Here is a 22854-nt window from a genome sequence, read left to right on the forward strand (position 1 = left end):
CCGTGACGCAGGCCATTGCCGTGCGAACGCACCCTGCCCGATGATGTTGATACCTGTGGGGAATTGGGGACGTGTGATGATTGAAACCGGCGGAAACGGTCGGCTCTGGCTGCTCTCGGGGCGACGCGGCAGCTACGCCCTGCACCTCACCGATGAGGACGCCCTGCTCCATCTTCACTGGGGCCCGCGCCTCACGGTCCCGGACGCCGAGGCCCTCGCCGCCGAACCTCTGCCCGCCGACCGGGGCTTCGAATCACCGCTGGACGGGCGCGAGGAGTACCCGGTGGAGGGCGGCCCGCGCTTCGTACGCCCCGCCCTGTCCGTCCGCTCTGTCCGCGCGGCGGGCGTACGGGGCACCGAGTGGCGCTTCGAAGAGAGCGCCATCAGCGGCGATGAGCTGCGGCTGCGCTTCCACGACCCGCTGCACCACCTCGACATCACCCTCCACTACCGGATGCGGGACGACGGCGACGTCATCGAGCGGTGGACCACCCTCACCCACACCGGCACCGAGGAAGACGCCCCGCTGGAGCTGCTGCGCGCCGACTCCGCCGCCTGGTCGCTGCCGGTGGGCGAGCACCGGCGGCTGAGCCATCTGTACGGGCGGTGGGCCGCCGAGAGCCAGCTCGCCCGCACCGATCTCACCCCCGGCGAGAAGGTCATCGGCAGCCGCCGTGGCCACACCAGCCATCAGCATCTGCCCTGGATCGCGATCGACGACGGGACGGCCACCGAGGAGAGCGGCGAGGTGCACAGCTGCGCGCTCGCCTGGTCCGGGTCCTGGCGGATCGCCGTCCAGCGGCTCGCCGACGGCACCGTACAGACCGTCGGCGGCGTCGGCCACGACGAGTCGGGGCTGCTGCTCCTGGCCCCCGGCGAGTCGTACACCACCCCGGTCTTCGCGGGGCTGTGGACCGACGGCGGTTTCGGGGCCGCGAGCCGCGCATGGCACGCCTGGCAGCGCGCCCACGTCATCCCCGGCGCCGACGAGGACCGGCCGGTCCTCTACAACTCCTGGGAGGCCACCGAGTTCGAGGTGAGCGAGGAGCAGCAGCGCTCCCTCGCCCGGCTCGCCGCCGGTCTCGGCGTCGAGCTGTTCGTCGTGGACGACGGCTGGTTCGGGTCCCGTACCAGCGACCGGGCCGGGCTCGGCGACTGGACCCCCAACCCGGACCGCTTCCCGCACGGGCTGGGGCCGCTCGCCGACGAGGTGCACGCGATGGGCATGCGGTTCGGCATCTGGGTCGAGCCGGAGATGGTCAACGCCGACAGCGACCTCTACCGCGCCCACCCCGACTGGGTGCAGCACCACCCCGGCCGCACCCGCACCGAATTCCGCAACCAGCTGGTGCTCAACCTCGCCCGGCCCGATGTCCGCGCGTATCTGTGGGAGCGGCTGGACACTCTGCTCAGCAGCGCGCCCATCGACTATGTGAAGTGGGACTTCAACCGCTCCTTCACCGACCCCGGCTGGCCCGGCGACCCGTATCCGCAGCGGCTGGGCATCGAGCATGTCCACGGGCTGTACGAGCTGCTGGGGCGGCTGCGCGCCGCCCATCCCGGGGTCGCCTTCGAGTCCTGCTCGGGCGGCGGCGGCCGGATCGACCTGGGCATCCTCGGCCGCACCGACCAGGTATGGACCTCGGACAACACCGACCCGCTGGACCGCCTCGCCATCCAGCACGGCTTCAGCCAGCTGCACCCCGCCCGGGTGATGGCCGCCTGGGTCACCGACAGCCCCAACGTCATGGGCAACCAGCGGCAGAGCGGGCTCCGCTTCCGCTTCATCAGCGCGATGGCCGGGGTGCTGGGCGTCGGCGGCGACCTGACGAAGTGGAGCGAGGCCGAACTGACGGAGGCCCGCGACTGGGTGGCGCTCTACAAGCGGATCCGGCCCGTCGTCCAGCACGGTGAGCAGTACCGGCTGCGGCCGCCGGGCGGCGGCGGGCTCAGCGCGGTGCAGTACGTACACGGCGAGGAGACCGTCGTGCTGGCGTGGCTGCACGCGCAGCGCTTCGGCGAACCCCCGCTCCCGCTGCGGCTGCGCGGCCTCGACGCGTCCGCGCAGTACGAGGACCTGGCCACCGGGACCGTCCACCGAGGCGCGGTGCTCGCCCATCACGGTCTGCGCACCGGGCTGCGCGGCGACCTGGACGCCGCCGTATTCCACCTCCGCCGAACTGACTAGGTGGGATAACTCACCCCTGGTCAAGGGCTGGTTACGGTGGCGTAGGTCACGTGTCGGGGTGAATGATGTCCGGATGTGGCAGACGATTCGCAAAGACTCAACCGTGAAGTGATCGGGTCGTACGCAGCCATCGGGGACAGTTTCACCGAGGGCGTTGGCGATCCCGGACCGGACGGCGTGTTCATCGGCTGGGCCGACCGGCTCGCCGTCCTGCTCTCCGACCGACGGCCCGAACACGATTTCCGCTACGCCAACCTCGCCGTGCGCGGCCGGCTCCTGGACCCGATCGTCGAGGAGCAGGTGCCCCGGGCGGTCGATCTCGGCCCCGACCTGGTCACCTTCTGCGCGGGCGGCAATGACATCCTGCGGCCCGGCAGCGATCCCGACGATGTCGCCCGGCGCTACGAGGCCGCCGTCGCGGACCTCACCTCCCGGGTGCCCACCGTGCTGTTGTGCACCGGCTTCGATACCCGGGGGATCCCGGTCCTCCGCCATCTGCGGGGCAAGATCGCCACGTACACCGCCCATGTGCGGGCGATCGCCGACCGCTACGACTGCCCGGTGCTCGACCTGTGGTCGCTGCGCTCGGTGCAGGACCGGCGGGCCTGGGACGACGACCGGCTCCATCTGTCGCCGGACGGACACACCCGGGTCGCGCTGCGCGCCGGTCAGGTCCTCGGCCTCGAGGTGCCCGCCGACCCCGACCAGCCGTGGCCGGACGACGGGCAGCGCACCCCGGCCGAGGTGCGCCGGGACAACATCCACTGGGCGCGCGAGTATCTGGTGCCGTGGATCGGGCGACGGCTGCGCGGGGTGTCGTCCGGAGACCACGTGGAGCCCAAGCGCCCGGACTTGCTGCCGCTGCGGTGAGGGCGTTCGCCGCTGCGGTGAGGGCGCTTCAGGCCAGGTAGGCCCATACGGCGCGGCCCGCGCCGCCCGTGTGGGGCCGTACGCCCCAGGCCTGGGACAGGGCCTCGACCAGCATCAGCCCGCGTCCGCCCTCCTGGTCCACGCTCACCGACGACCGCGCCTGCGGCACCGTGCGCGCGCATCCCTGGTCGGCCACTTCGAGCCGCAATCGGGTCCCCATCAGCTGCAACGAACAGCGCACCTCATCGCTTGAGGTGTGCCGGACCGCGTTGGTGAACAGCTCGGAGACCACCAATTCGGCGCTGTCACGGGTGTCCTGGTCGACACCCCATGAGCGCAGCCGCAGGACGACATGCCTTCTCGCCTCCGCGACGGACGTGCTCAGCGCCGGGAGACGAAACGCGTCCTGAAGGCACGCAGCGACCGTCGAGCCGCTGTGCCCTAACCGGAGAGCCTCGTAGGAAGGAGCCACACCGTAACTATGCTCTGTCACGATCGCTTGTGACAAGGTTCAGTCTGTAAATTACAGAATCGCAAGGACAGACTGTTCCGAAAGCTGAGCCCGTGCCAGACTGCTGTGCTGTGACAGTAAGTGGAGGGGGACGATAGTGGCGGATGCGCGGTCGGGCGGTGCCCCGACCGTCCTGCGGGTCGTGCTCGGCAAGCGGCTCCAGGACCTTCGCGAAAAGTCCGGACTCTCCTTCGAACAGGCCGGGCGGGCGCTCGACGTCACCCATGCCACGATCCGGCGCATGGAGAAGGCCGAGGTCGGCCTGAAGCTCCCGTACGTCGAGAAGCTGCTGCGCACCTACGGCGTCACCGACCCCCAAGAGGTCGAGGCCTTCCTCTCCCTCGCGAAGGAGGCCAACAAGAACGGCTGGTGGCACCGGTTCCGGGACGTACTGCCCGACTGGTTCAACACGTTCGTCAGCCTTGAGGTCGAGGCCAACCTCATCCGCGCCTACGAACCGCACTACATCCCCGGGCTGCTGCAGACCGAGGACTACTCCCGCGCGGTGCTCCGCGCGGGCATGCCGCACGCCCCCGAGACGGAGATCGAGCGCAACGTCGCGCTGCGGATGGAGCGGCAGGCCCTGCTGCGCCGCCCGGATCCGCCCATGCTGTGGGTGGTGATGGACGAGACGGTGCTGCGCCGTCCCATCGGCGGGTCCGAGACCATGCGGGCCCAGATCGGGCGGCTCATCGAGGTCGCCGACTCACCCCAGATCAGACTGCAGGTCATGCCGTTCGACGCCGGACCGCACCCGGCGATGTACGGCCCCTTCCATATCTTCCGGTTCCCGATCCCGGAGCTGCCCGACATCGCGTACACGGAGACGCTCGTGAGCGGCTCCTACTTCGACCAGCGCGATGACGTCTCGGCGTTCCTGGAGGCCCTGGACCGGATGTGCGCGCAGGCCGCGCCTGCACAGACCACTCAGGCCATTCTGAGTGGCATTCGCAAGGAGATCTGAACGATGGATCGCATATGCGCGAGCCGCGTCTACAGCGGCATGCCGGCCAGGGACCTCGGTTCCGAGGGCTGGCACAAGCCGTGGAGTGGCGGCAATGGGGGAAGCTGCGTCGAGGCGATGAGGCTCAAGGACGGCCGGGTGGCGCTGCGCCAGTCGACCGACCCGGACGGACCGGCACTGATCTACACGCACCTGGAGATGAAGCGCTTCATCCAGGGGGCGAAGGCCGGCGACGCCGACTTCCTGCTCTTGTGACGCCCGTGCGACGAGGGCGGCCGAGGGGGAACGAGGGGGACTGACAAGGGGACATGGTGTGACCGACCGACCATCAGCGGACCAGCGATTACCCGGCCAGCGATTATCCGCGTCGCGCATCTCCGGCACGGGGATATCCGGCCAGGACATCGACACCAGCAGACCGCATCCGGCCCGGATGTACGACTACTACCTGGGGGGAAAGGACAACTACGAGATCGACCGCGAGGCCGCCGAGCGCATCATCGGGCAGTCCCCGGACATCCTCGACAGCGCCCGCGCCAACCGCGCGTTCCTGCTGCGCGCCGTCCGTACGGTGGTGGCGAGCGGCATACGGCAGATCATCGACATCGGGACGGGCATACCGACCTCGCCCAATACCCATGAAGTGGCCCGGGAGATCGCCCCGGACACCCGCGTGGTGTACATCGACAACGACCCGATCGTCGCCGCGCACGCGGACGCCAAGCTGACCAGCACCCCGGGCACCCACTTCGCGCTGGCCGACACGCGCGGACCCGCCGAGATCCTGGCGCATCCGGCGGTGCGCGACAACATCGACTTCACCGAACCCGTGGCACTGCTGCTGGTCGCGGTCCTCCACTTCGTCTCGGACGCGGAGGATCCGGCGGGGATCATCGCCACCCTGACCGAGCCGATGGCCTCGGCGAGCCATCTGGTCATCAGCCACGGCACCCTGGACTTCCACGGCCCCGACGAGGTGGCCGACGAGGTGTACCGGAAGTCCACCGCCGAGCTGAGCCTGCGCCGTCACGCCGAGATCCTTCCGTTCTTCGACGGGTTCACGCTGCTCGAACCGGGGCTGGTGCGGGCGCCGTTGTGGCGCCCGGACGGGCCGCCGCCCGAGGCCGGGGCCCTTGGGCATGTCGGCATCTACGGCGGCGTCGGGCGCAAGGACTGAACGGGGAGGCGGGCGGGGATCCGCTCCAGGACCCCGCCCGCGAACATGTCGTACAGCGGCAGCGACTCCAGATGGACGTAGCCGATGTGGCAGTCGCACACGGCGAGCGGACAGGCCCGGGGCCGCAGCGCCGCCCGGTACGAGCCGTCGTACAGATTGCCCAGCTCCGTGCGGACGAAGTGGCAGCGGCGCACCGTGCCGTCGCCGTCCACCGAGACCACCGAGGCGCCGGTCCGGCACGGCAGACCGGCGCTCCGGTGCGGATGGCGGCTGTAGCCGAAGAGCGGGTCGAGCGCCGTCCAGTCGGCGGCCTCCGCGTCCGTGTAGGTGTGGCCGTCCGCCGCGTTGACCCACAGATAGACCTGCTCGGGCAGCTCGGCGCGCAGCCTGCGGGCCGCGTCGAGATGGTCCGGGAGACCGACGATCCCCACGCTGTGGCGTATTCCGCGTACGGTCAGCTCCCGGCACTTGGTCAGGAACCGGTCGTACGGCGTCTGGCCCGGGTGGTACGTGCACCACAGCGCGAGCGTGTCCGGGTCGGCCCCGGCCGTCCAGTCGGTGCGGCAGCTCAGATTGGTCTGGATCGCCACCCGCTCGATGTGCGGAAGACGGCTCAGCTCGGTGAGCGCGCGGCGGTACCAGGAGCGGGTCAGCCCCTCGCCCCACGGCGTGAACAGCACCGACAGCCGGTCGCCCGACTGCTCGCGGGCCCATGCCGTGAAGCGCTCCAGCGCGGCCCGGTCGGCGCGCAGCGCCTCCCGGCTGTCGCGCCGCTTGGCGAACGGGCAGTACGGACAGTCGTAGTCGCAGGAGGCCAGCGGGCCCCGGTAGAGGATCGTCAGGTCCATGGTGGCGTCCCGGCTCACTTCGCCTCGTACGCGGCCATCGCGGCGCGCACGGCGGGGGAGAACAGCTCGGGGCCGAGCGCGTCGGAGTGCGCCAGCCCCTCCGGCGACAGCCTCAGCCAGCCGTGCGGCGCGGCAGGGTCCAGCCAGCCGCGCGCGGCGAACCGGGCCAGCTCCTCGGGGAAGTCCTCGGCCGGGTCGGCGGCGAACCGCGCCCGGTACGCGGCCACGTCCAGGCCGTCGGCCTGCAGGACGGACTGGAGCAGATGGCGGCGGCGGGCCTCGTCGCCGGTGATCACCCGGCCATGCTCGGCGTGGCCGAAGTCGGCCTCGGGGCGGGAGACATAGTCGTCGATGATGCCGCGTATCTCCCGCATGTCGACCGCGTAGTCGAAGGAGTAGTGCAGCCCGGAGGTGTACGAGCGGGCGCCGCAGCCCAGGCCGATCATGCCGTCCGTCTGGCAGGCGTGATCCTCGCCGCCGGACGCGGGGGCGGGGGTGTCCGTACGGCGGAACATGCGCATCGAGACCTGCTCATAGCCGCGCGCGAGGAGATGGTCCCGGCCCAGCCGGTACAGCCGCAGCCGCCGCTCGTCCCACTCCTGGTCCGTCTCGGCGGCCTCCTTGCGGCCGAGGCCGGTCAGCGGGCGGACGTAGAGGGGATAGAGATACAGCTCCTCGGGGTGCCAGGCGAGGGCCGCGTCCAGGGAGCGCAGCCAGCTGCGCTCGGTCTGGCCGTCGATGCCGTAGATCAGGTCGATGTTGAGGACGGGGATGCCCGCCTCGCGGATCCGGGCCAGCGCGGCCTCGACATCGGCCCGGCGCTGCGGCCGCACCGCCGAACGCGCCTCCGCGTCCACGAAGCTCTGCACGCCCAGGCTCAGCCGCGTCGTACCGCGCGCGGCGAGCACCGCGAGCCGTTCGGCGGTGGCGGTGGCCGGGGACGCCTCGACGGAGAGCGGCACGGCGGCCAGATCCGCGCCCATCCGCTTCTCGGCGATGTCGCACAGCCGCTCCAGCTCGACCGCCTCCAGAAACGTCGGGGTGCCGCCGCCGAAGGCCGCGGCGGCGAACCGGGCACCGTCCCCGAGCGCGTCGGACACCGCGTCCGCCTGGCGCTCCAGCGCGTCCAGATACGCCGTGGTGAGGCCGTCCGGGGCGCCGATCCGGGTGAAGAGATTGCAGAAGCCGCAGCGCACCTCGCAGAACGGGATGTGCAGATACAGCGACAGCGCGTCCTTCGGCTCGTCCGCCCACAGCCCGCGCAGCGCGGGCCGGTCCGGCAGCTCGTCGTACGCGGTCTTGTGCGGATAGGCGTAGACGTACGACTGGTACGGGCGGACGGTGGTGGTGATGGTGGCGGTGTTCATCGGGTCCCAAGGAAGAAGTGGGTGTACGGCACGGTCCAGACGGCCTCGTGGCCGAGCCGGTGGCCGGTGTAGCCGCCGTCGCCGTACGCGGTGCCGTGGTCGGAGCAGACGATCGCGAAGCCGGGGCCGCGGCCGCTCATCGCGGTGAAGAGACGGCCGATGTGGCGGTCCACGTACTCCAGCGCGGCGGCATGGGAGGCGCGGGTGTCCCCGCTGTCGCGGGTCGCGCCCGGCAGATGGAACCAGTTGGGCTGGTGCAGTGCGGACACGTTGACGAAGAGGAACAGCCGCCGGTCCGGGGCCAGATCCCCGATGACCCGCTCGGCGCACGCGATCTGCGCCTCGAAGGAGGTGGGGGAGGGGACGCCGAACTCCGGCTCCCAGTGGCTCTCCTGGAAGTAGCCGGGCAGCACCGAGCCCATCGGGGGGCGCTTGGTGAAGAAGCCGACACCGCCGATACACACCGTGTGGTACCCGGCCGCCGCGAGCCCGGTCACCAGATCCGGGGCGTCGTAGACATACGTACCCTCCGCCGTGGTCTCGCTGCCCGCGAAGCGCGCCGCGAACAGCCGCGGGTGCGGGCCCGGCCGGGCCGGGGTGGGCAGGAATCCGGCGAACATGGCCTGGTGGGAGGCGTAGGTGAAGCTGCCGGGAGCGTGCCGCTTCTCCCAGACCCCGCCCGGCATCCGGGCGGTCAGGTGGGGGAGCCGCCCGGCGGCGGCGAGTTCGGCGGCGACGTCGTAGCGGAGGGTGTCGAGGGTGACCAGCAGCAGGTCGTGGCTGCCCACGACCGCGTTCATATCGGGCTCGGTCAGGGTCGGTTCAGACAGTTGTGGTTCAGACAGTTCCGGTTCAGACATCGTGGCTTGCCTCCCCGGGTGCGCGGATCACGGCGGCGATCTGCGCCGCGTACGTGTCCTGGCCCTCGGCGCCGCTGCCGGGCAGCCCGGTCAGCCGGGGCAGCAGATCACCGAAGGCGTTGACCTCGCCGACCGCGAACCGCCGCCACCCGGTGCCGGGCAGCAGATCCACGCCGACGCACAGGGTGTCCGGGAAGCAGGCCGCCGCCCGCTCCGCCGTGCCCAGCACCGTGCGCCACTCCACTCCGGCTGCCTCCGCGGCCGCGCGGGCGGCGGCCAGATCGCCGCGTACGCCCCCGAGGTGGAGGTTGGTCATGGGGGAGCGGCTGGTCCGTACGACGGCGTGGGTCGCCCGGCCGCCGATCACCACCACCCGCAGATCGGCGGCGCGCTTGTGCTGGGACGCCTTGGGCAGCCAGCGCTCGATGTGCAGCCCGTCCGGGGCCAGTGTGTCCAGGATCGCGGCGATCTCCCGCTCCGTGTCATACCGCCGCACCCGCAGCGAGTTGAAGAGCGCGCCGTCCTCCGCCCGCTCCACCGAAGTGGTGGCGCGGATGCGGCCCGGGCCCGCGTACTCGATCGCGAGCACCCCGGAGGCGGACGAGCCGTGCGCGAGCTTGATGAACGCGCGGTGCATGCCGCCCTCGCCGAGCGAGGCCCGTACGTCGTCCCAGCCGCGCACCGGTGGTGCCCCGGGACCGGAGGTCGGCGCATACGGTACGGGGACACCGGCCGCGTCCAGCACCCCGTGGCACAGCCGCTTGTCGAAGAGGACGGCCAGCTCACCGGGGTCGTCCAGCAGCGTCGCGTCCGCCGTGTTCGCGGCCTTCGCGACGGCCCGTACGGCGTCGGTGAGGCGGGCGTACCAGCGGGCGGTGCCCTCGACCCGGGTGGGGTCCCCGGCGCCCCGCAGCAGGGCGTCCACCTCGGGGTCCTCGCCGGGCGAGTCGATCCGCACGGTCTCGCCCGGCTCGAACTCCGCGCCGCCGCACAGCACATCGCGCCAGGCCAGCACCCGGGGCGCGGCCAGCCCGGCGGCCAGGGCGGCGTCGGTGAACATCTCCACGCGGCGATGGCCGGGGTTGCCGACGACGGCGAACCGTGGGCTATTCGGAGACGGCGACAAAGCGGAACTCCTCCTCACCGTCACTGAGGTCGTCCCAGATCTCGGTCTCTTCCTGCTCCGATACGTCCACCTCGACCCCGGAGGGCGCCAGCGCGTCGCACACCCGGCGCGTCATCGCGTCGGACAGATAGTGGTGGTGCAGGTCGAGCCGGTCCAGGTGGGTGAGCGGCTGGCCGTCGAGCAGGGCCGCCGCGCCCTCGTCGCCGAGCGTGCCCATGGACAGGTCGAGCGAGGTGAGCTGGGCGACGACGGGCGCGGAGGCGACTGCGGCGGCGATCTCGTCCTGGATCTCGCTGTCCTGCAGCCCGAGATGGCGCAGCGCGGGGAAACGGCCACTGGTGAGGATCGGCGCGAGATCGGCGACCGTGGCATCGCCCCCGTACTGCTCCACCCCCAGCCACAGCGCGAGGTGTTCCAGCCGGGGCAGTTCGCTCGCGCCCACCGCGCGGACGATCTCGCCCGGCAGCCCGCCGGACTCGAACCGCAGCGACCGCAGCCGCTCGTGGCGCACCGGCCGGAAGGCGAGGTCTCCCATGCCGCAGCCGCGCACCGTGAACTCCTCCAGGAGCGGGTAGGCCTCCAGTACGGGCGTGACGTCGTCCATCGGCAGCCAGGACAGCTCGCACTCCTCGGACATCACGTCGGCGAGGAACAGCGCGCGCAGCGCGGGCAGCCGGTCGGCGGAGGCGATCAGGGCGTCGAGCACCGGACGCACAGTGGAGTAGTCCTCGCTGCCCCACCAGCTGCCGACGATCACTGCGCGGACACGGTCCGCCGCCACGATGTCCAGGAACTCCGTCCACACCTCGGTGAACGGGTTGCCGTCATTCCAGCCGGAATCGATGCGCCAGGCGACGGAGTCGGCGGACGGCAGATCGGTGACGTCGGCTACGGAGTCCGCGCCGCTGAAGTGGGAGACGGGCAGGCCGATGAAGGAATCCAGATAGTTGCCGATCACGACCGGACACTCCTTACGTGGGGCGGATGTCTGTTGCGCGGCGGCCCTCACTCGGCGACGGCCGTGTACCGGTCGACTTCGCCGTTGTACTCGTCCTCGTCGCCCTTCTCGGACAGCGCGACCTCCACCCCGGACGGCTCCAGGGCGTCGCGCAGCCGCTGCTCCACCGCCTCCGAGAAGTAGTTGTGGTCCAGGTCGAGCCGCCGGAGGTGGGTGAGCGGCTGGCCGTCCAGGAGCGCCGCCGCGCCCTCGTCGGTGAGCACGCCCATGGACAGATCGAGCGAGGTGAGCTGGGCGACGACGGGCGCGGAGGCGACGGCGGCGGCGATCTCGTCCTGGATCTCGCTGTTCTGCAGGCCGAGATGGCGCAGCGCGGGGAAGCGGCCACCGGAGAGCAGCGGCGCGAGGTCGCCGACGGTGGCATCGCCTCCGTAACCCTCGACGCCCAGCCACATCTCCAGGTACTCCAGGGCGGGCAGCTCGCTTCCGGCGACACCGCGCACCACCTCGCCGGGCAGCCCGCCGGTCTCGAAGCGGAGCCTGCGCAGATTCTGGTGGGTGACGACGGGGAACCGCAGGCCGCTGCCGCCGCGGATGCCCAGCTCCCGCAGCCCGGGGTAGGCGTCCAGGACCGGGGTCACATCGGACTGCTGGATCCAGGAGATCTCGGCCTCCTCCGGCTCCAGATCGCCGATGAAGACCGCTTCGAGGGCGGTCAGCCGGTCCTTGGCGGCCACCAGCAGGTCGACGATCATCGCCGAGTCGTCCTCCTCCTCCGCCTCGCCCCACTGACCGATGATGAGCGCCCGCACCCGGGAGGGGGCGACCGTGGTCAGGAACCGCTCGAAGCGGTCCTCGAAGTTCTCGTCCGACTCCTCGGTGTAGGGGTTGTAGGAGATGCGCCAGGCTGCGGCCTCCGGCTCGGGCAGCCGCGGATCCTCGTCGTCGGGCAGCGGGAAGTCGAAGACCGGAAGGCCGTGCAGTTCCGTCAGGTATGCGGTGTAGCTCATGGCGCGGGTTTCTCCCCATGGGTTCGAGTGGGCATGCCCGGTTCCGAAAGGCGTGCGAAGAGTTGTACCAAGCCCCACCGACAGCCGCCCCGGCGGCTGTTGACGGCGGGCGTTGTCGGAGCCGTTGTCGGCGGCGTTGTCAGACCCCCTGCGTACCGTCGGGACCATCGACGGAAGGGGAGGGCATGTACCGACAGGGAGACGTCCTGATCGTGCCGGTGGCGCGGGAGTCGCTGCCGCCGGGCGCCGAGGCGCTGCCGCAGCAGCCCAGGGACGGGCGGGGGCGGCTGGTGCTGGCGCTCGGCGAGGTGACCGGGCACGCCCACGCGGTGGTCGGGCCGGGCACGCTGGTGCGCGAGGCGGGGCCGTTCGGCGCCTCGTATCTCCATCTCCCGGACGGCGGGCGGGTGGTGCACGAGGAGCACGCGGCGATACCGCTGCCCAAGGGGTGGTACCGGGTGGTGCGTCAGCGGGAGTACGTGCCGGGCGCTGTGCGCGTCGTGGCGGACTGAAAGCGGGGGACGAGGACTCATGACGATGACGCAGATGGCGTTGGGTGTGGACTGGCGCGCGGTGGCCGCGGCGACCGGGCACGCGGACCGGGAGGCGGCCGAGGCGGGCATCCGGCTGGCGTACGAAGCGGCAGGGCTGGCGCCGCCGGAGCGGATCGTGTGGACCGGCTCGCCGCTCGCGGCCACGGCGGTCGCGCTGCTGCTCACCGGGCAGGGGGAGGGGCTGCCCGGCGAGGCCGCCGAGCGGGCCGCCGACACCCTCGCCGCCGCCGGGATCGAGCCGGTCGCGGGTGCCGCGGGCGCCTCGGTGCGGGACGCGGTGCGCACCCGCCCCTGGGCGCGCGCCCGGGAGCGGGCGCACACCGCGCTGGGCCCGTCCGGGTGGGCCGAGCGCTGGGCGCTCACCGGGGCGCCGCTGTGGGACGTCACCCGGGCGCTGACCGAGCGCATCCGCACCGGCGTCATCGAGGCCCTGGCGGAGGGGACGCGCACGGAGCGCGCGGACCAGGAGACGGCCGTCCGGCTCGCCCTGCTGGACGCGGTGCTGGGGCAGCACGACGCGCCGTGGCTGGCCGCCGTCGCCGATGATTCGGACGGCGGGCTCGACGGGCCCGCCGAGGTCGCCCGCGCCGCCGGGTGGTGGTGGCCGTACGAGAAGGCCGTGGTGATCGCGGAGCGCCCGGTCGAGCTGCACCGCGACGAAGCGGGCCGCCTCGACCGCGGCGACGGCCCCGCGCTGGCCTTCCCCGACGGCTTCGCGCTGTACGCCTGGCGCGGTATGCCGGTGCCCGCGGACTTCCTCGACCAGCTGGGCGGGCTGACCCCGGACCGCATCCGCGCGGAGGAGAACGCGGAGCTGCGCCGGGTGATGCTGGAGCACTACGGCTACGAGCGCTATCTGGACGAGTCCGGGGCGCAGCCCGTGCACCGGGACGAGACGGGTGTGCTGTGGCGCATCGACCTGGTGGACGACGAGCCGGTGGCGATGGTCGAGGTGGTCAACTCCACGCCCGAGCCGGACGGTACGAGCCGTACGTACTGGCTGCGCGTCCCGCCCCGCACCCGGACCGCCCGTGAGGGCGTGGCCTGGACCTTCGGCCTGGACGCCGAGACGTATGTGCCGGAGCGCGAGACCTGAGCCGGACGCTCACACCCCACATCGGCTTGGTCTGGACCTTGACTGGTATAGACCAAGCCGATTGAGTGTCCTCCGACAATACGAGCATTGGGGTGGTCTCATGTGGAGAAGACGCGCCACGACGTGGTTCGCCGCGCTGGCGGCGGTGTGCGCCTTACTGTTTGGCATGCCCATGGCTTCCGCATCGGCGGATTCGGCCGACGCGGCGGGCACGGCCGCACCCGCGGCCTGCACCTATCCGAACTGGGTCGCGGGCAAGTGGTACGTGACCGGTGACATCGTCCGGTACACCGACGGCAAGTACTACCGCGCCGAGCACGACAACCCGGGCTACGACCCGGTGATCAGCACCTGGTACTGGGAGCCGTTCGACTGCGGCGGCGGAGGCGGGAACTCCGGCTTCGTCGTGAGCGAGGCGCAGTTCAACCAGATGTTCCCGAACCGGAACGGCTTCTACAGCTACCAGGGCCTGACCGCCGCCCTGAGCGCCTACCCCGGCTTCGCGAACACCGGCAGCGACACCGTGAAGCGGCAGGAGGCCGCCGCCTTCCTCGCCAACGTCAGCCATGAGACCGGCGGTCTCGTCCACATCGTCGAGCAGAACCAGGCGAACTACCCGCACTACTGCGACGGGAACCGGCCGTACGGCTGCCCGGCGGGCCAGGCGGCGTACTACGGCCGCGGACCGATCCAGCTCAGCTGGAACTTCAACTACAAGGCCGCGGGCGACGCCCTGGGCATCGACCTGCTGGGCAACCCCTGGCTGGTGCAGAACGACTCCGCGGTGTCCTGGAAGACCGCCCTGTGGTATTGGAACACCCAGACCGGTCCGGGCACCATGACCCCGCACAACGCCATGGTCAACCAGCGCGGCTTCGGCGAGACCATCCGCAGCATCAACGGCAGCCTGGAGTGCAACGGCGGCAACCCGGGCCAGGTGCAGAGCCGGATCAACGCGTACCAGCGGATGGTCCAGATACTCGGCACCACCCCGGGCTCGAACCTGAGCTGCTGATGCCGAAATAAATAGGGTGCGCCGGGCGGGCCGCGCCCGCCAGCCTGGAACGCATGCCGTGGACGACGACCTCCGACCTCGATGCCTTCCAGGCCGCCGCGGGCGCGTACCTGCGCGCCCGCCCGGTCCAGCACACCCTGCTCCTCACCGTCGTCTCCTCGCTGGCGGCGGCGGGCAGTGGCCGTTACGGCGACCAGCCGCCGGTCTACGGCTGGTGGCGGGCGCCCTCGGGCGCCGTGGACGGTGCGTACGTCCGTACTCCGCCCCGTCCGCCGCTGCTCTCCGCCATGCCCGCCGAGGCGGCGGACGCGCTGGCCCGCACCCTGGCCGGGGCACGTCTCACCGGGGCCCGTCTCACCGGGGTGAACGGCGTACGCCCCGTCGCCGAGGCCTTCGCGGACGCCTGGGAGCGGCACACCGGGGAGGGCCGCCGGGCCGAGGACGTCCAGCGGCTGTACCGGCTGGACACCCTGACCCCGTCCGGGCCCGCGATACGGGGGCGGGCCCGGGCGGCCACCACCGCCGACCGCGAACTGCTGCTGAGCTGGTACGCGGCGTTCGGCCGCGACACCGGAGCGCTGCCCGAGGACGAGGTGGCGCGCACGGTGGACGACCGGCTCAGCCACCACGGCGCCCTGCTCTGGGAGGTGGACGGCGAGCCGGTGGCCACCGCCGCGGTGAGCCGCGCGGTCGCGGCCACCGTCCGGGTCTCGTTCGTCTACACCCCGCCCGAGCTGCGCGGACACGGCTACGGCGGCGCGGTCACGGCCGCCGTGAGCCGGGCGGCGCGCACGGCGGGAGCCGAGCGGGTGCTGCTCTTCACCGACCTGGCCAACCCCACCAGCAACGCCCTCTACCAGCGGATCGGTTACCGCCCGGTCGAGGACCATCTGCTGCTGACGTTCACCGGCGATCACTGACGTTCACACGCCCTGAGAACGAGCTGAACAGAACCGGTGCCCCCTTCCGGAACAAGGTCACCCATCGGGAGAGTTGTCACAGTGCAGCAGCACAACAGCACAGGCCATGGGGTGCCCGTCGCTCCCCATCACCCAGGAGGTGCCGTGACCGGTTCCAGCCCCCAGCGTGCCCGGCTCGCCGCAGCCCTGCGCCCCGCCGCCTTCGGGGCGGACCCGGCCGGGGAGCGGATGGAGCGCATCCGGCAGTCGCCGAACTTCGCGAACGGTGTGTTCACCAACCCCGGCGGCAACGGCCGCACCGCGCCCTCGGGCTCGATGCTGAAGTTCCTGCCCACGTACTTCCGCAAGGAGAACCGCATACGCCGGGCGCCCGCCGGGACCATTCCGGTGTACCCCACCACCCTCGCCGAACTGGCCGCCCCGCCCGCCTCCGGGCTGCGGCTGACCTGGATGGGCCACTCCAGCGTGCTCGCCGAGATCGACGGGCGGCGGGTGCTGTTCGACCCGGTGTGGGGCCAGCGCTGTTCGCCGTTCGCGTCCGTCGGGCCCAAGCGGCTGCACCCGGTCCCGGTGCCGCTCCGGGAGCTGGGGCCGGTCGACGCGGTGGTCATCTCCCATGACCACTACGACCACCTGGACATGCCCACGATCCGCGCGCTGGTGCGCACCGGCACGGTGTTCGTCGTCCCCCTCGGCGTCGGCGCGCACCTGGAGCGCTGGGGCGTACCGGCGGACCGGATGACGGAGCTGGACTGGCACGAGTCCACCGATGTGGCCGGGCTGCTGCTCACCGCCACCCCCGCCCGCCACTTCTGCGGCCGCGCGCTGCGCAACACCCAGCACACGCTGTGGGCCTCCTGGGTGGTGGCCGGACCCGAGCACCGGATCTTCCACAGCGGGGACACCGGGTACTTCCCCGGCTTCGCGGAGATCGGGGCGTCGTACGGGCCGTTCGACGCGACCATGATCCAGATCGGTGCCTACAGCGAGTTCTGGACGGACATCCACATGACGCCGGAGGAGGGCGTGCGCGCCCACCTCGACCTCCAGGGTGGCGAGCCCACCCGGGGCATCGTGCTGCCGATCCACTGGGGCACCTTCAACCTGGCCCCGCACCCGTGGGAGGAGCCCGCCGAGGGCACCGTCACCGCCGCCCGGGCGGCGGGCGCGAGCGTGGCCGTGCCGCGCCCGGGGCAGCCGTTCGAGCCGGGGCGCGGGCTGCCGCTGGAGACGTGGTGGCGGGCGGTGGCGGCGCCGGGCGCCGCCGGGGGCGCCCCCGAGGAGGTCCGTACACCCACGCCTCCGGTCCGTAAGCCGGACGGCGACACCGACCAGCCGGTGCCCATTCCGCAGCCGTAGCAGGCGAGTTGAGTCGAAAGCCTTGTGGGTGGTGCGGCGCGCTCGCTTCAATGGTTAGGAAACATTCCTAACGGACGACTCAAGCGAACGGAGTCCCCCATGTCCAGAAGGATCGGCCTGACGGCGGCGGCCGTGGCGTTACCCGCCGCGCTGGTGTTCACCGGCATCGGAGTTGGAGTGGGTCAGGCCGCCACCCCCGTACACTCCTCGGCGCAGGAGACGGGCGTGGCGGCCAACCTGGACGATCCGGCCAAGAAGGAGATCGCCATGAAGCTGGTCTCCAGCGCCGAGAACTCCTCGCTGGACTGGCGCGGCCAGTTCAAGTACATCGAGGACATAGGCGACGGCCGCGGCTACACCGCCGGGATCATCGGCTTCTGCTCCGGCACCGGCGACATGCTGGAACTCGTCGAGTACTACACCGAGAAGAAGCCCGGCAACGTCCTCGCCAAGTACCTCCCCGCCTTGCGCAAGGTCAACGGCAGCGACTCCCACAGCGGCCTCGACCCCAACTTCACCAAGGACTGGAAGACGGCCGCCGCCGACAAGGTGTTCCAGGACGCCCAGGAGCACGAGCGCGACCGCGTCTACTTCAACCCGTCCGTCAAACAGGGCAAGGACGACGGCCTGGGCACGCTCGGCCAGTTCATCTACTACGACGCGATCGTCATGCACGGCCCGGGCAGCAGCAAGTACAGCTTCGGCGGCATACGCAAGACGGCCATGTCCAACGCCAAGACCCCGGCCCAGGGCGGCAACCAGACCACGTATCTCAACGCCTTCCTCGACGCCCGCAAGAAGGCCATGCAGAGCGAGGAGGCGCACAGCGACACCAGCCGGGTCGACACCGCGCAGCGCGTCTTCCTCAACGCGAAGAACTTCGACCTGAACCCGCCGCTGAAGTGGAAGGTCTACGGCGACTCCTTCGAGATCTTGTCTTGACCGCCGTTGTCGGTGCCCCCTTGTAGAGTTTTGTCCCGCGTGACGACGAGGGGGGACCATGGTGGAACTGTCGGAGATGATCCGCGAGTTGCGGGCGCAGCTCACGGCCGCGGCGGCGGAGGGCGCGGGGGAGTCGCTGCGGTTCGACGTCGGCCCGATCGAGATCGAGGCCACGGTCGCGGTCACCAAGGAGGCGGGCGGGAGCGGGAAGGTCCGCTTCTGGGTGGTCGAGGCCGGTGGCGACGGGAAGTACGCCTCGTCCGAGACCCAGCGCATCACCCTCACTCTCCAGCCCACCGCTCCGGGGCCCGATGGCACCCGTACGACGGCCAGGATCTCCGGGTCCGAGGTGACCGGGGAGCGCTGAGGCTGAGCGGTGGCGGGGCTGACGGCCGAGCGGGTGGCCGAGATCATCGTCGAGACGGCGACGGATGAGCGTCGTCGCGGCTCGGGCTATCTCGTCGCGCCCGGCAGGGTGCTGACGGCGGCGCACATCGTGGCGTCGGCGGTGTCCGTACGGGTGCGGTTCGAAGCGGACCGGCCGGGGGAGCGGGTGCTCGAAGCGGAGGTGCGCTTCGAGCACCCGCTCACCGATGTGGCGGTTCTGGCTGTCCCGCTGGATGAGGTCCCCGTCACCCGCTTCGGCCGCGTCGGCGAACGGGACGCGGTGCTGCGGTGCAGTGCGATGGGCTTCCCGGCCTTCAAGATGCGCGGCGGCGAGGACGGGCGTCCGTACCGCGACGCGGAGCATGTGCACGGCACGTGCGCGGTCCTGTCCAACCGCCGCGAGGGCACCCTCGACCTGAGCGTGCCCCCGCCGGACGGCCCCTGGGACGGCATGTCGGGCGCGGCGGTCTTCAGCGGCGACCGGATCGTGGGGGTGGTGGCCGCCCATCACCACGCCGACGGCGCGGGTCGGCTGGCCGTGAGCCGGGCGGACCGGTGGGCGGAGCGGCTGTCAGGCGACCAACTAGGTTCTATCGAACGAGAGTTGAGTAGCACCCTCGCAGGCCTCCCGGACGTGCTCCCGCCGTCACGGCTAGGCCAGATCGAGGCGGGCTACCAGGCCCTGCTGCGGGACATCGCCCCGCCCGAGCTGAAGGGGCGGGCCGAGGAACTGCGCGAGCTGGTCGACTTCTGCGCGGGGCCCGAAACGTACCGTTGGGTGCAGGGCCGTCCCTGGACGGGCAAGACCGCGCTGGTGTCGTGGTTCGCTCTGCACCCGCCGCGCGGGGTGGTCCCGGTGTCGTTCTTCATCACCTCCCGGCTGGCGGGCCAGGCCGACAGCACCGCCTACACCGAGGCCGTGGTCCACCAACTGGCCGCGATCGTCGGCCGCGAACCCTCCCCGCACGCCTCGCCCGGCGTCCGCGAGACAGAGCGCCGCGCGCTGCTGATCGAAGCCGCCGAGCGGGTCGCCGAGGACGGCGCCACGCTGCTGCTCGTCGTGGACGGCCTGGACGAGGACCAGTCCGCGCGCGACGGCGCCACCGGCCCCAGCATCGCCTCCCTCCTCCCGGAACGCCTGCCGCCGGGCGTCCGTGTCCTGGTCACCAGCCGCCCCAACCCCGGCCTTCCGCTGGACGTCGCGTCCGGCCATCCGCTGCGGGGCGACGTCGTACGGCAGCTGAGCAGTACGGGCTATGCGCGGCATCTGGAGCACGACGCGCGGTTCGAGCTGTCGCGCGCGCTGGCCGGGGACGACCTGGAGAAGGACATCGTCGGCCTACTGGCCGCCGCGCGGGGCTCTTTGCGCCCCGAGGATCTGTGGGAGCTGACGGGGCACCAGCTGTACGCGGTGCGGCAACGTGTGAACGGTGTCTTCGGTCGTATCCTGCGTCGCCGGGGACACTCATCGCGGGATCTGGACGAACGGGGGTATCTGTTCGCGCACGAGACGCTGTTCGTGGCGGCGGCGGAGATGCTCGGCCCGGACGTGCGGCCGTACCTGGAGCGCGTTCACGGCTGGGCGGACGAGTACCGGCGCCGTGGCTGGCCGGAGGAAACCCCGCCGTATCTGCTGCAGCAGTACGCACGCATGGTGAGCGGCCTGGGCGACGTCGACCGGGCCACCGTGCTGACCACCGATCCGCGGCGGCAGGACCGCATGCGCGCGGTGACCGGCAGCGATGCGGCGGCTCTTGCCGAGATCGACGCCGTACGCACGATGGCCGCCCGCGAAGCCCCTGACGACCTCGGCACGCTGGCCGCTCTGGGCGCGGCGGAGGGCTTGGTGTCCCGCCGTAACAGCTCTCTCCCGTGGAATCTCCCCGTCGTCATGGCCCGGCTGGGACACGCGCGGCGCGCCGAGGGGCTGGCCCGAAGCGTCTTCGATGTGCAGGACCGCGCCCGCTCCCTAGTCGGAGTGGCGCAGACAATGGCCGAGTGCGGCGATGGGCGCGCGGCCGAGCTGGCACGGGAGGCCGTGGCGCTCGTGTACCGGGTTTGGTTCCCCACCTCGTCGCAGGAGGAAGCTGAGCTGCAACAGATCACCCACGCGGCGGCTGTCACGCTGGCCGCGCTGGGCCGAGGCGCCGAAGCGCTGGAACTCGTCACCGAGCAAGACGACATGACGGCCGATGCGTACGGGATCGATCACTCGCCCGCTGTGCTCAAGGCGTTCGTGGAGCTAGCCGAAGCCGTGCGCCCGCATGACGCGCGGCTGGCCGATCGCACACTGGACGACGCGCTGACGAAGGCGCACCAGCTGGCCTTGTGGGGGTGGACCGGCGTGGTGGCCACGGTCGCGACGGCCTACGCCAGGGTGCGTCCCGCCAGGTCCGCAGAACTGTTCGATGACATGGAGGAGCTGGCTCTTCAAGCACCGCCTGATGGGGTTGCGGAACTGTGGACGGTGGCCTTCGCCCTGCGTCAGGCACGACCGGAGTCGGCTGCGCGGCTGGCGAAGATGGCGAGTACACGTGTCATCACGCTTCTGGAAACCGACACGAGCGATGACGCGCTACGTGCGGGGCGACAGGTGTTGAAGGTCCTGGTCGACTGTGGGCTTCTCGCGGAGGCGCAGGACTTGGCCGATGCCCATCCCGAGATCGGGCCCGACATCTCCACCGTCCTCGCCAAGGGCTGGGCGCGCGAGGGGGAGGCCGCACGGGCGTGGCAGTTGTTGCGGGCGGCCTATGGCCCGGACATTCCGTACGACGCCCATTCCTCCGTGGCGGGTGGCCTGGCCTCCGCCGGTGCGCTGGACGAGGCCGAGCGCATGGCCACGGAGATCGAGTCCCCCGTGCGAGCGGCGGAAACGCTGGGAGTGGTGGCGGAACATGCCGTCCGCCACGATCCCGCCCGCGCCCTCAGGCTGCTGGAAGCCGCGCTTGAGACCGCGCCCCGGTCCCTCGCCGGAAACCGAGGAGTCGATCAGCAGCTGCATGCGCTCGTCGATGCACTGGTCATCAGCCATGATTTCTCGCACGCCGGTCGACTGGCCCGATGGTTCGACGGCTCCGAGGAACGCGCCGAAGCGCTGGCGGAACTGTCAATACGTCTCCATGCGACCGATCCCGCAGGGGCCAGGCGGCTGGCCGAGGAAGCCGCTGACGAATTGGACAGCGTTGAGGACCGCTTGCCCTCGGATGCTGAGCGGCCGTCCCCTGCTGGGCTCTCATACTGTGAGCGGGCCGTCATGCGTGCGTTGGCCGGCGTCGGCCTGCACACACGGTGGCTGGACCTCTGCAAGCGCGCCGGATCAGAGGAGCCGGCCGTCTGGGAAGACAGCCCGGAAGAGGCGGAAGGCTTGATGGGCGCCACGGCGGGATATGAGGCGCTCGATTATGCCGAACTCATCCTGGCCGCCGGACGCGAGGCACCATGGCGTGTGCCGCCCTTGCTCAGGATGCTGCGGGACAGGATGACCGAGAGCAGCCCATGGTTTCGCGACCTTTCCGCCGAGACATATGTGGTGGGCGAGCTTCTGCTGGGAGGCCTGGATCCGGACTCTCCGCAGGGCGTGCCAGACATCGTGGTGCGGCTGGACGTCGATGCCTACGGGCCCCCCGGTCCGGATCCCCATGGCCCCGTCGCCCTGGTATGCGCTGCCTGCGGCGACTACGAGCGGGCCGAGGACATGGTGAAGCAGCTGGATGACGACGAGAACGAGCCCGTTGTACGCGCCGAAATGGCCGCAGCCATCCTCGGGTTGCCGTGGCTCCCATGGTTCGAACGCAGCAGACTGGCCCTGGTCAGGAGGTGCGTCGACCTGCTCATGCCGCGGCCACCGGCGGATGCCGACCGCATCGAACGCGCCCGCGAGCAGCTGCGCCGTGCGCTGATGTGCGACGACGGGTGGCATCACGCCCTCCCCGTCCTCGCACACCTCGACCCGGACGCGGTGCGTCGCGTCCGGGATGTGGTGTTCGCGCACCTCGGGCTGGACGTCAGCGACGAGCCGCCTGCACCAGCGCCCGCATGACCCGCAGGTCGTCGCCCGCCTCCGGGTGCCACTGCACGCCCAGCACGAAGCCCTCCGCGCCAGGCAGCTCCACCGCCTCCACCGTCCCGTCATCCGACGCGTACGCGCTGGCGATCAGGCCCTCGCCGAGGCGGTCCACGGACTGGTGGTGGTAGGTGGGCACGGAGAGGGGTTCCGGCAGGGTCTTGGCCAGCAGGGTGTCGGGCACCGGCTTCACCTCGTGCTGGTCGAAGACGCCCGGCGGGCCCGCGTGGGCGTCCAGGTGTTGGTGGAGGGTGCCGCCCAGCGCCACGTTGAGGAGCTGGTGGCCCCGGCAGATGCCCAGCAGGGGGACGCCTGAGGACAGCGCCGCTTCGATCAGGGCGAGTTCCCAGGCGTCGCGCTCCCGCGCGGGCGGGCCCGTACGTGGATCGACGGCGGCGCCGTAGCGCACCGGCTCCACGTCCGGGCCGCCGGAGATCACGACGGCGTCCAGGCGGGAGACCACGGCGGCCGCAGAGCCCCCGGCGGCGTCCGGGGGCAGCATCGCGGCCAGGCCCCCGGCGCGCTGGACGAGTTGGTGGTACCCGGCGGGGAGCAGGGCGGCGGGGAGGTTCCAGACGCCCCAACTCGCCGCGGATTCGAGATAGGTGCTGATACCGATAAGAGGGGGCAACGGTCCGT

Annotated in this window: 21 protein-coding genes; 13 read left to right on the top strand and 8 right to left on the bottom strand. The window is 71.5% G+C overall.

The window, feature by feature from the left end; all coding sequences use genetic code 11:
* Positions 1 to 76 precede the first annotated feature (76 nt).
* The gene (locus tag ACFV9T_RS21385) at positions 77 to 2188 is read left to right on the top strand and encodes an alpha-galactosidase (protein WP_385442623.1); all 2112 of its coding nucleotides are present in this window, start codon (positions 77 to 79) and stop codon (positions 2186 to 2188) included.
* A 75-nt stretch (positions 2189 to 2263) separates the two neighbouring features.
* On the top strand, positions 2264 to 3058 hold the full coding sequence (locus tag ACFV9T_RS21390; RefSeq protein ID WP_385442625.1) for an SGNH/GDSL hydrolase family protein: 795 nt from the start codon (positions 2264 to 2266) through the stop codon (positions 3056 to 3058).
* A 28-nt stretch (positions 3059 to 3086) separates the two neighbouring features.
* Here the strand turns inward: ACFV9T_RS21390 and ACFV9T_RS21395 are convergent, their stop codons facing one another.
* Entirely contained in the window at positions 3087 to 3530 is a 444-nt protein-coding gene (locus ACFV9T_RS21395) for an ATP-binding protein (RefSeq protein WP_234364982.1), read from the bottom strand.
* 136 nt (positions 3531 to 3666) lie between these two features.
* On the opposite strand from ACFV9T_RS21395, the gene ACFV9T_RS21400 reads away from it, so the two are divergent.
* The 3 genes from ACFV9T_RS21400 (at position 3667) to ACFV9T_RS21410 (ending at position 5710) form a co-directional block, all read left to right on the top strand.
* Entirely contained in the window at positions 3667 to 4533 is an 867-nt protein-coding gene (locus ACFV9T_RS21400) for a helix-turn-helix domain-containing protein (RefSeq protein WP_385442626.1), read from the top strand.
* A 3-nt stretch (positions 4534 to 4536) separates the two neighbouring features.
* Positions 4537 to 4788: a DUF397 domain-containing protein gene (locus ACFV9T_RS21405; protein WP_385442628.1), complete on the top strand. Its 252-nt coding sequence runs from the start codon at positions 4537 to 4539 to the stop codon at positions 4786 to 4788.
* Between the two features lie 178 nt (positions 4789 to 4966).
* On the top strand, positions 4967 to 5710 hold the full coding sequence (locus tag ACFV9T_RS21410) for an SAM-dependent methyltransferase (protein WP_385442720.1): 744 nt from the start codon (positions 4967 to 4969) through the stop codon (positions 5708 to 5710).
* Here the strand turns inward: ACFV9T_RS21410 and ACFV9T_RS21415 are convergent.
* From ACFV9T_RS21415 to ACFV9T_RS21440, 6 genes are read right to left on the bottom strand one after another with little or no spacing between them, the layout of a single operon-like run.
* On the bottom strand, positions 5683 to 6558 hold the full coding sequence (locus tag ACFV9T_RS21415; protein WP_385442630.1) for an STM4011 family radical SAM protein: 876 nt from the start codon (positions 6556 to 6558) through the stop codon (positions 5683 to 5685). The genes ACFV9T_RS21410 and ACFV9T_RS21415 overlap by 28 nt on opposite strands.
* Positions 6559 to 6572: 14 nt before the next feature.
* Positions 6573 to 7925: an STM4012 family radical SAM protein gene (locus tag ACFV9T_RS21420; RefSeq protein WP_385442631.1), complete on the bottom strand. Its 1353-nt coding sequence runs from the start codon at positions 7923 to 7925 to the stop codon at positions 6573 to 6575.
* Positions 7922 to 8725, bottom strand: coding sequence for an STM4013/SEN3800 family hydrolase (locus ACFV9T_RS21425; protein WP_385442633.1), 804 nt, complete (start codon positions 8723 to 8725; stop codon positions 7922 to 7924). Before ACFV9T_RS21425 ends, ACFV9T_RS21420 begins: the two co-directional genes overlap by 4 nt.
* Positions 8726 to 8777: 52 nt before the next feature.
* Positions 8778 to 9911: an STM4014 family protein gene (locus ACFV9T_RS21430; protein WP_385442635.1), complete on the bottom strand. Its 1134-nt coding sequence runs from the start codon at positions 9909 to 9911 to the stop codon at positions 8778 to 8780.
* Positions 9892 to 10869 (bottom strand): STM4015 family protein, encoded by a 978-nt coding sequence (locus tag ACFV9T_RS21435; protein WP_385442638.1) that lies wholly within the window; start codon positions 10867 to 10869, stop codon positions 9892 to 9894. The genes ACFV9T_RS21430 and ACFV9T_RS21435 overlap by 20 nt, the downstream gene beginning before the upstream one ends.
* Before the next feature lie 47 nt (positions 10870 to 10916).
* Positions 10917 to 11879 carry an STM4015 family protein gene (locus ACFV9T_RS21440; protein ID WP_385442639.1) on the bottom strand — a complete coding sequence of 321 codons (963 nt, stop codon included), beginning with the start codon at positions 11877 to 11879 and terminating at the stop codon, positions 10917 to 10919.
* Positions 11880 to 12064: 185 nt separating this feature from the next.
* On the opposite strand from ACFV9T_RS21440, the gene ACFV9T_RS21445 reads away from it, so the two are divergent.
* The 8 genes from ACFV9T_RS21445 to ACFV9T_RS21480 all read left to right on the top strand — a co-directional run bounded on the left by ACFV9T_RS21445 (position 12065) and on the right by ACFV9T_RS21480 (position 22191).
* On the top strand, positions 12065 to 12391 hold the full coding sequence (locus ACFV9T_RS21445; protein WP_385442642.1) for a hypothetical protein: 327 nt from the start codon (positions 12065 to 12067) through the stop codon (positions 12389 to 12391).
* A gap of 19 nt (positions 12392 to 12410) precedes the next feature.
* Entirely contained in the window at positions 12411 to 13529 is a 1119-nt protein-coding gene (locus tag ACFV9T_RS21450; RefSeq protein ID WP_385442644.1) for a DUF6745 domain-containing protein, read from the top strand.
* 100 nt (positions 13530 to 13629) lie between these two features.
* Positions 13630 to 14544, top strand: a complete 915-nt coding sequence (locus ACFV9T_RS21455; protein ID WP_385442646.1) for a glycoside hydrolase family 19 protein — start codon at positions 13630 to 13632, stop codon at positions 14542 to 14544.
* A 53-nt stretch (positions 14545 to 14597) separates the two neighbouring features.
* Complete coding sequence (locus tag ACFV9T_RS21460; RefSeq protein WP_385442648.1) at positions 14598 to 15464, top strand: GNAT family N-acetyltransferase; 867 nt, start codon at positions 14598 to 14600, stop codon at positions 15462 to 15464.
* 144 nt (positions 15465 to 15608) lie between these two features.
* Positions 15609 to 16823: an MBL fold metallo-hydrolase gene (locus ACFV9T_RS21465; protein ID WP_385442651.1), complete on the top strand. Its 1215-nt coding sequence runs from the start codon at positions 15609 to 15611 to the stop codon at positions 16821 to 16823.
* A gap of 99 nt (positions 16824 to 16922) precedes the next feature.
* Positions 16923 to 17765, top strand: a complete 843-nt coding sequence (locus ACFV9T_RS21470) for a chitosanase (protein ID WP_385442652.1) — start codon at positions 16923 to 16925, stop codon at positions 17763 to 17765.
* Positions 17766 to 17823: 58 nt separating this feature from the next.
* Complete coding sequence (locus tag ACFV9T_RS21475) at positions 17824 to 18132, top strand: trypco2 family protein (RefSeq protein ID WP_385442654.1); 309 nt, start codon at positions 17824 to 17826, stop codon at positions 18130 to 18132.
* A 9-nt stretch (positions 18133 to 18141) separates the two neighbouring features.
* A complete protein-coding gene (locus tag ACFV9T_RS21480; protein WP_385442656.1) occupies positions 18142 to 22191 on the top strand; it encodes a trypsin-like peptidase domain-containing protein in 4050 nt (1349 codons plus the stop codon).
* Here the strand turns inward: ACFV9T_RS21480 and ACFV9T_RS21485 are convergent.
* Positions 22157 to 22846 carry a gamma-glutamyl-gamma-aminobutyrate hydrolase family protein gene (locus tag ACFV9T_RS21485; RefSeq protein WP_385442659.1) on the bottom strand — a complete coding sequence of 230 codons (690 nt, stop codon included), beginning with the start codon at positions 22844 to 22846 and terminating at the stop codon, positions 22157 to 22159. The genes ACFV9T_RS21480 and ACFV9T_RS21485 overlap by 35 nt on opposite strands.
* Positions 22847 to 22854 lie beyond the last annotated feature (8 nt).

Source organism: Streptomyces sp. NPDC059850 (assembly GCF_042731515.1).
Classification (GTDB): domain Bacteria; phylum Actinomycetota; class Actinomycetes; order Streptomycetales; family Streptomycetaceae; genus Streptomyces.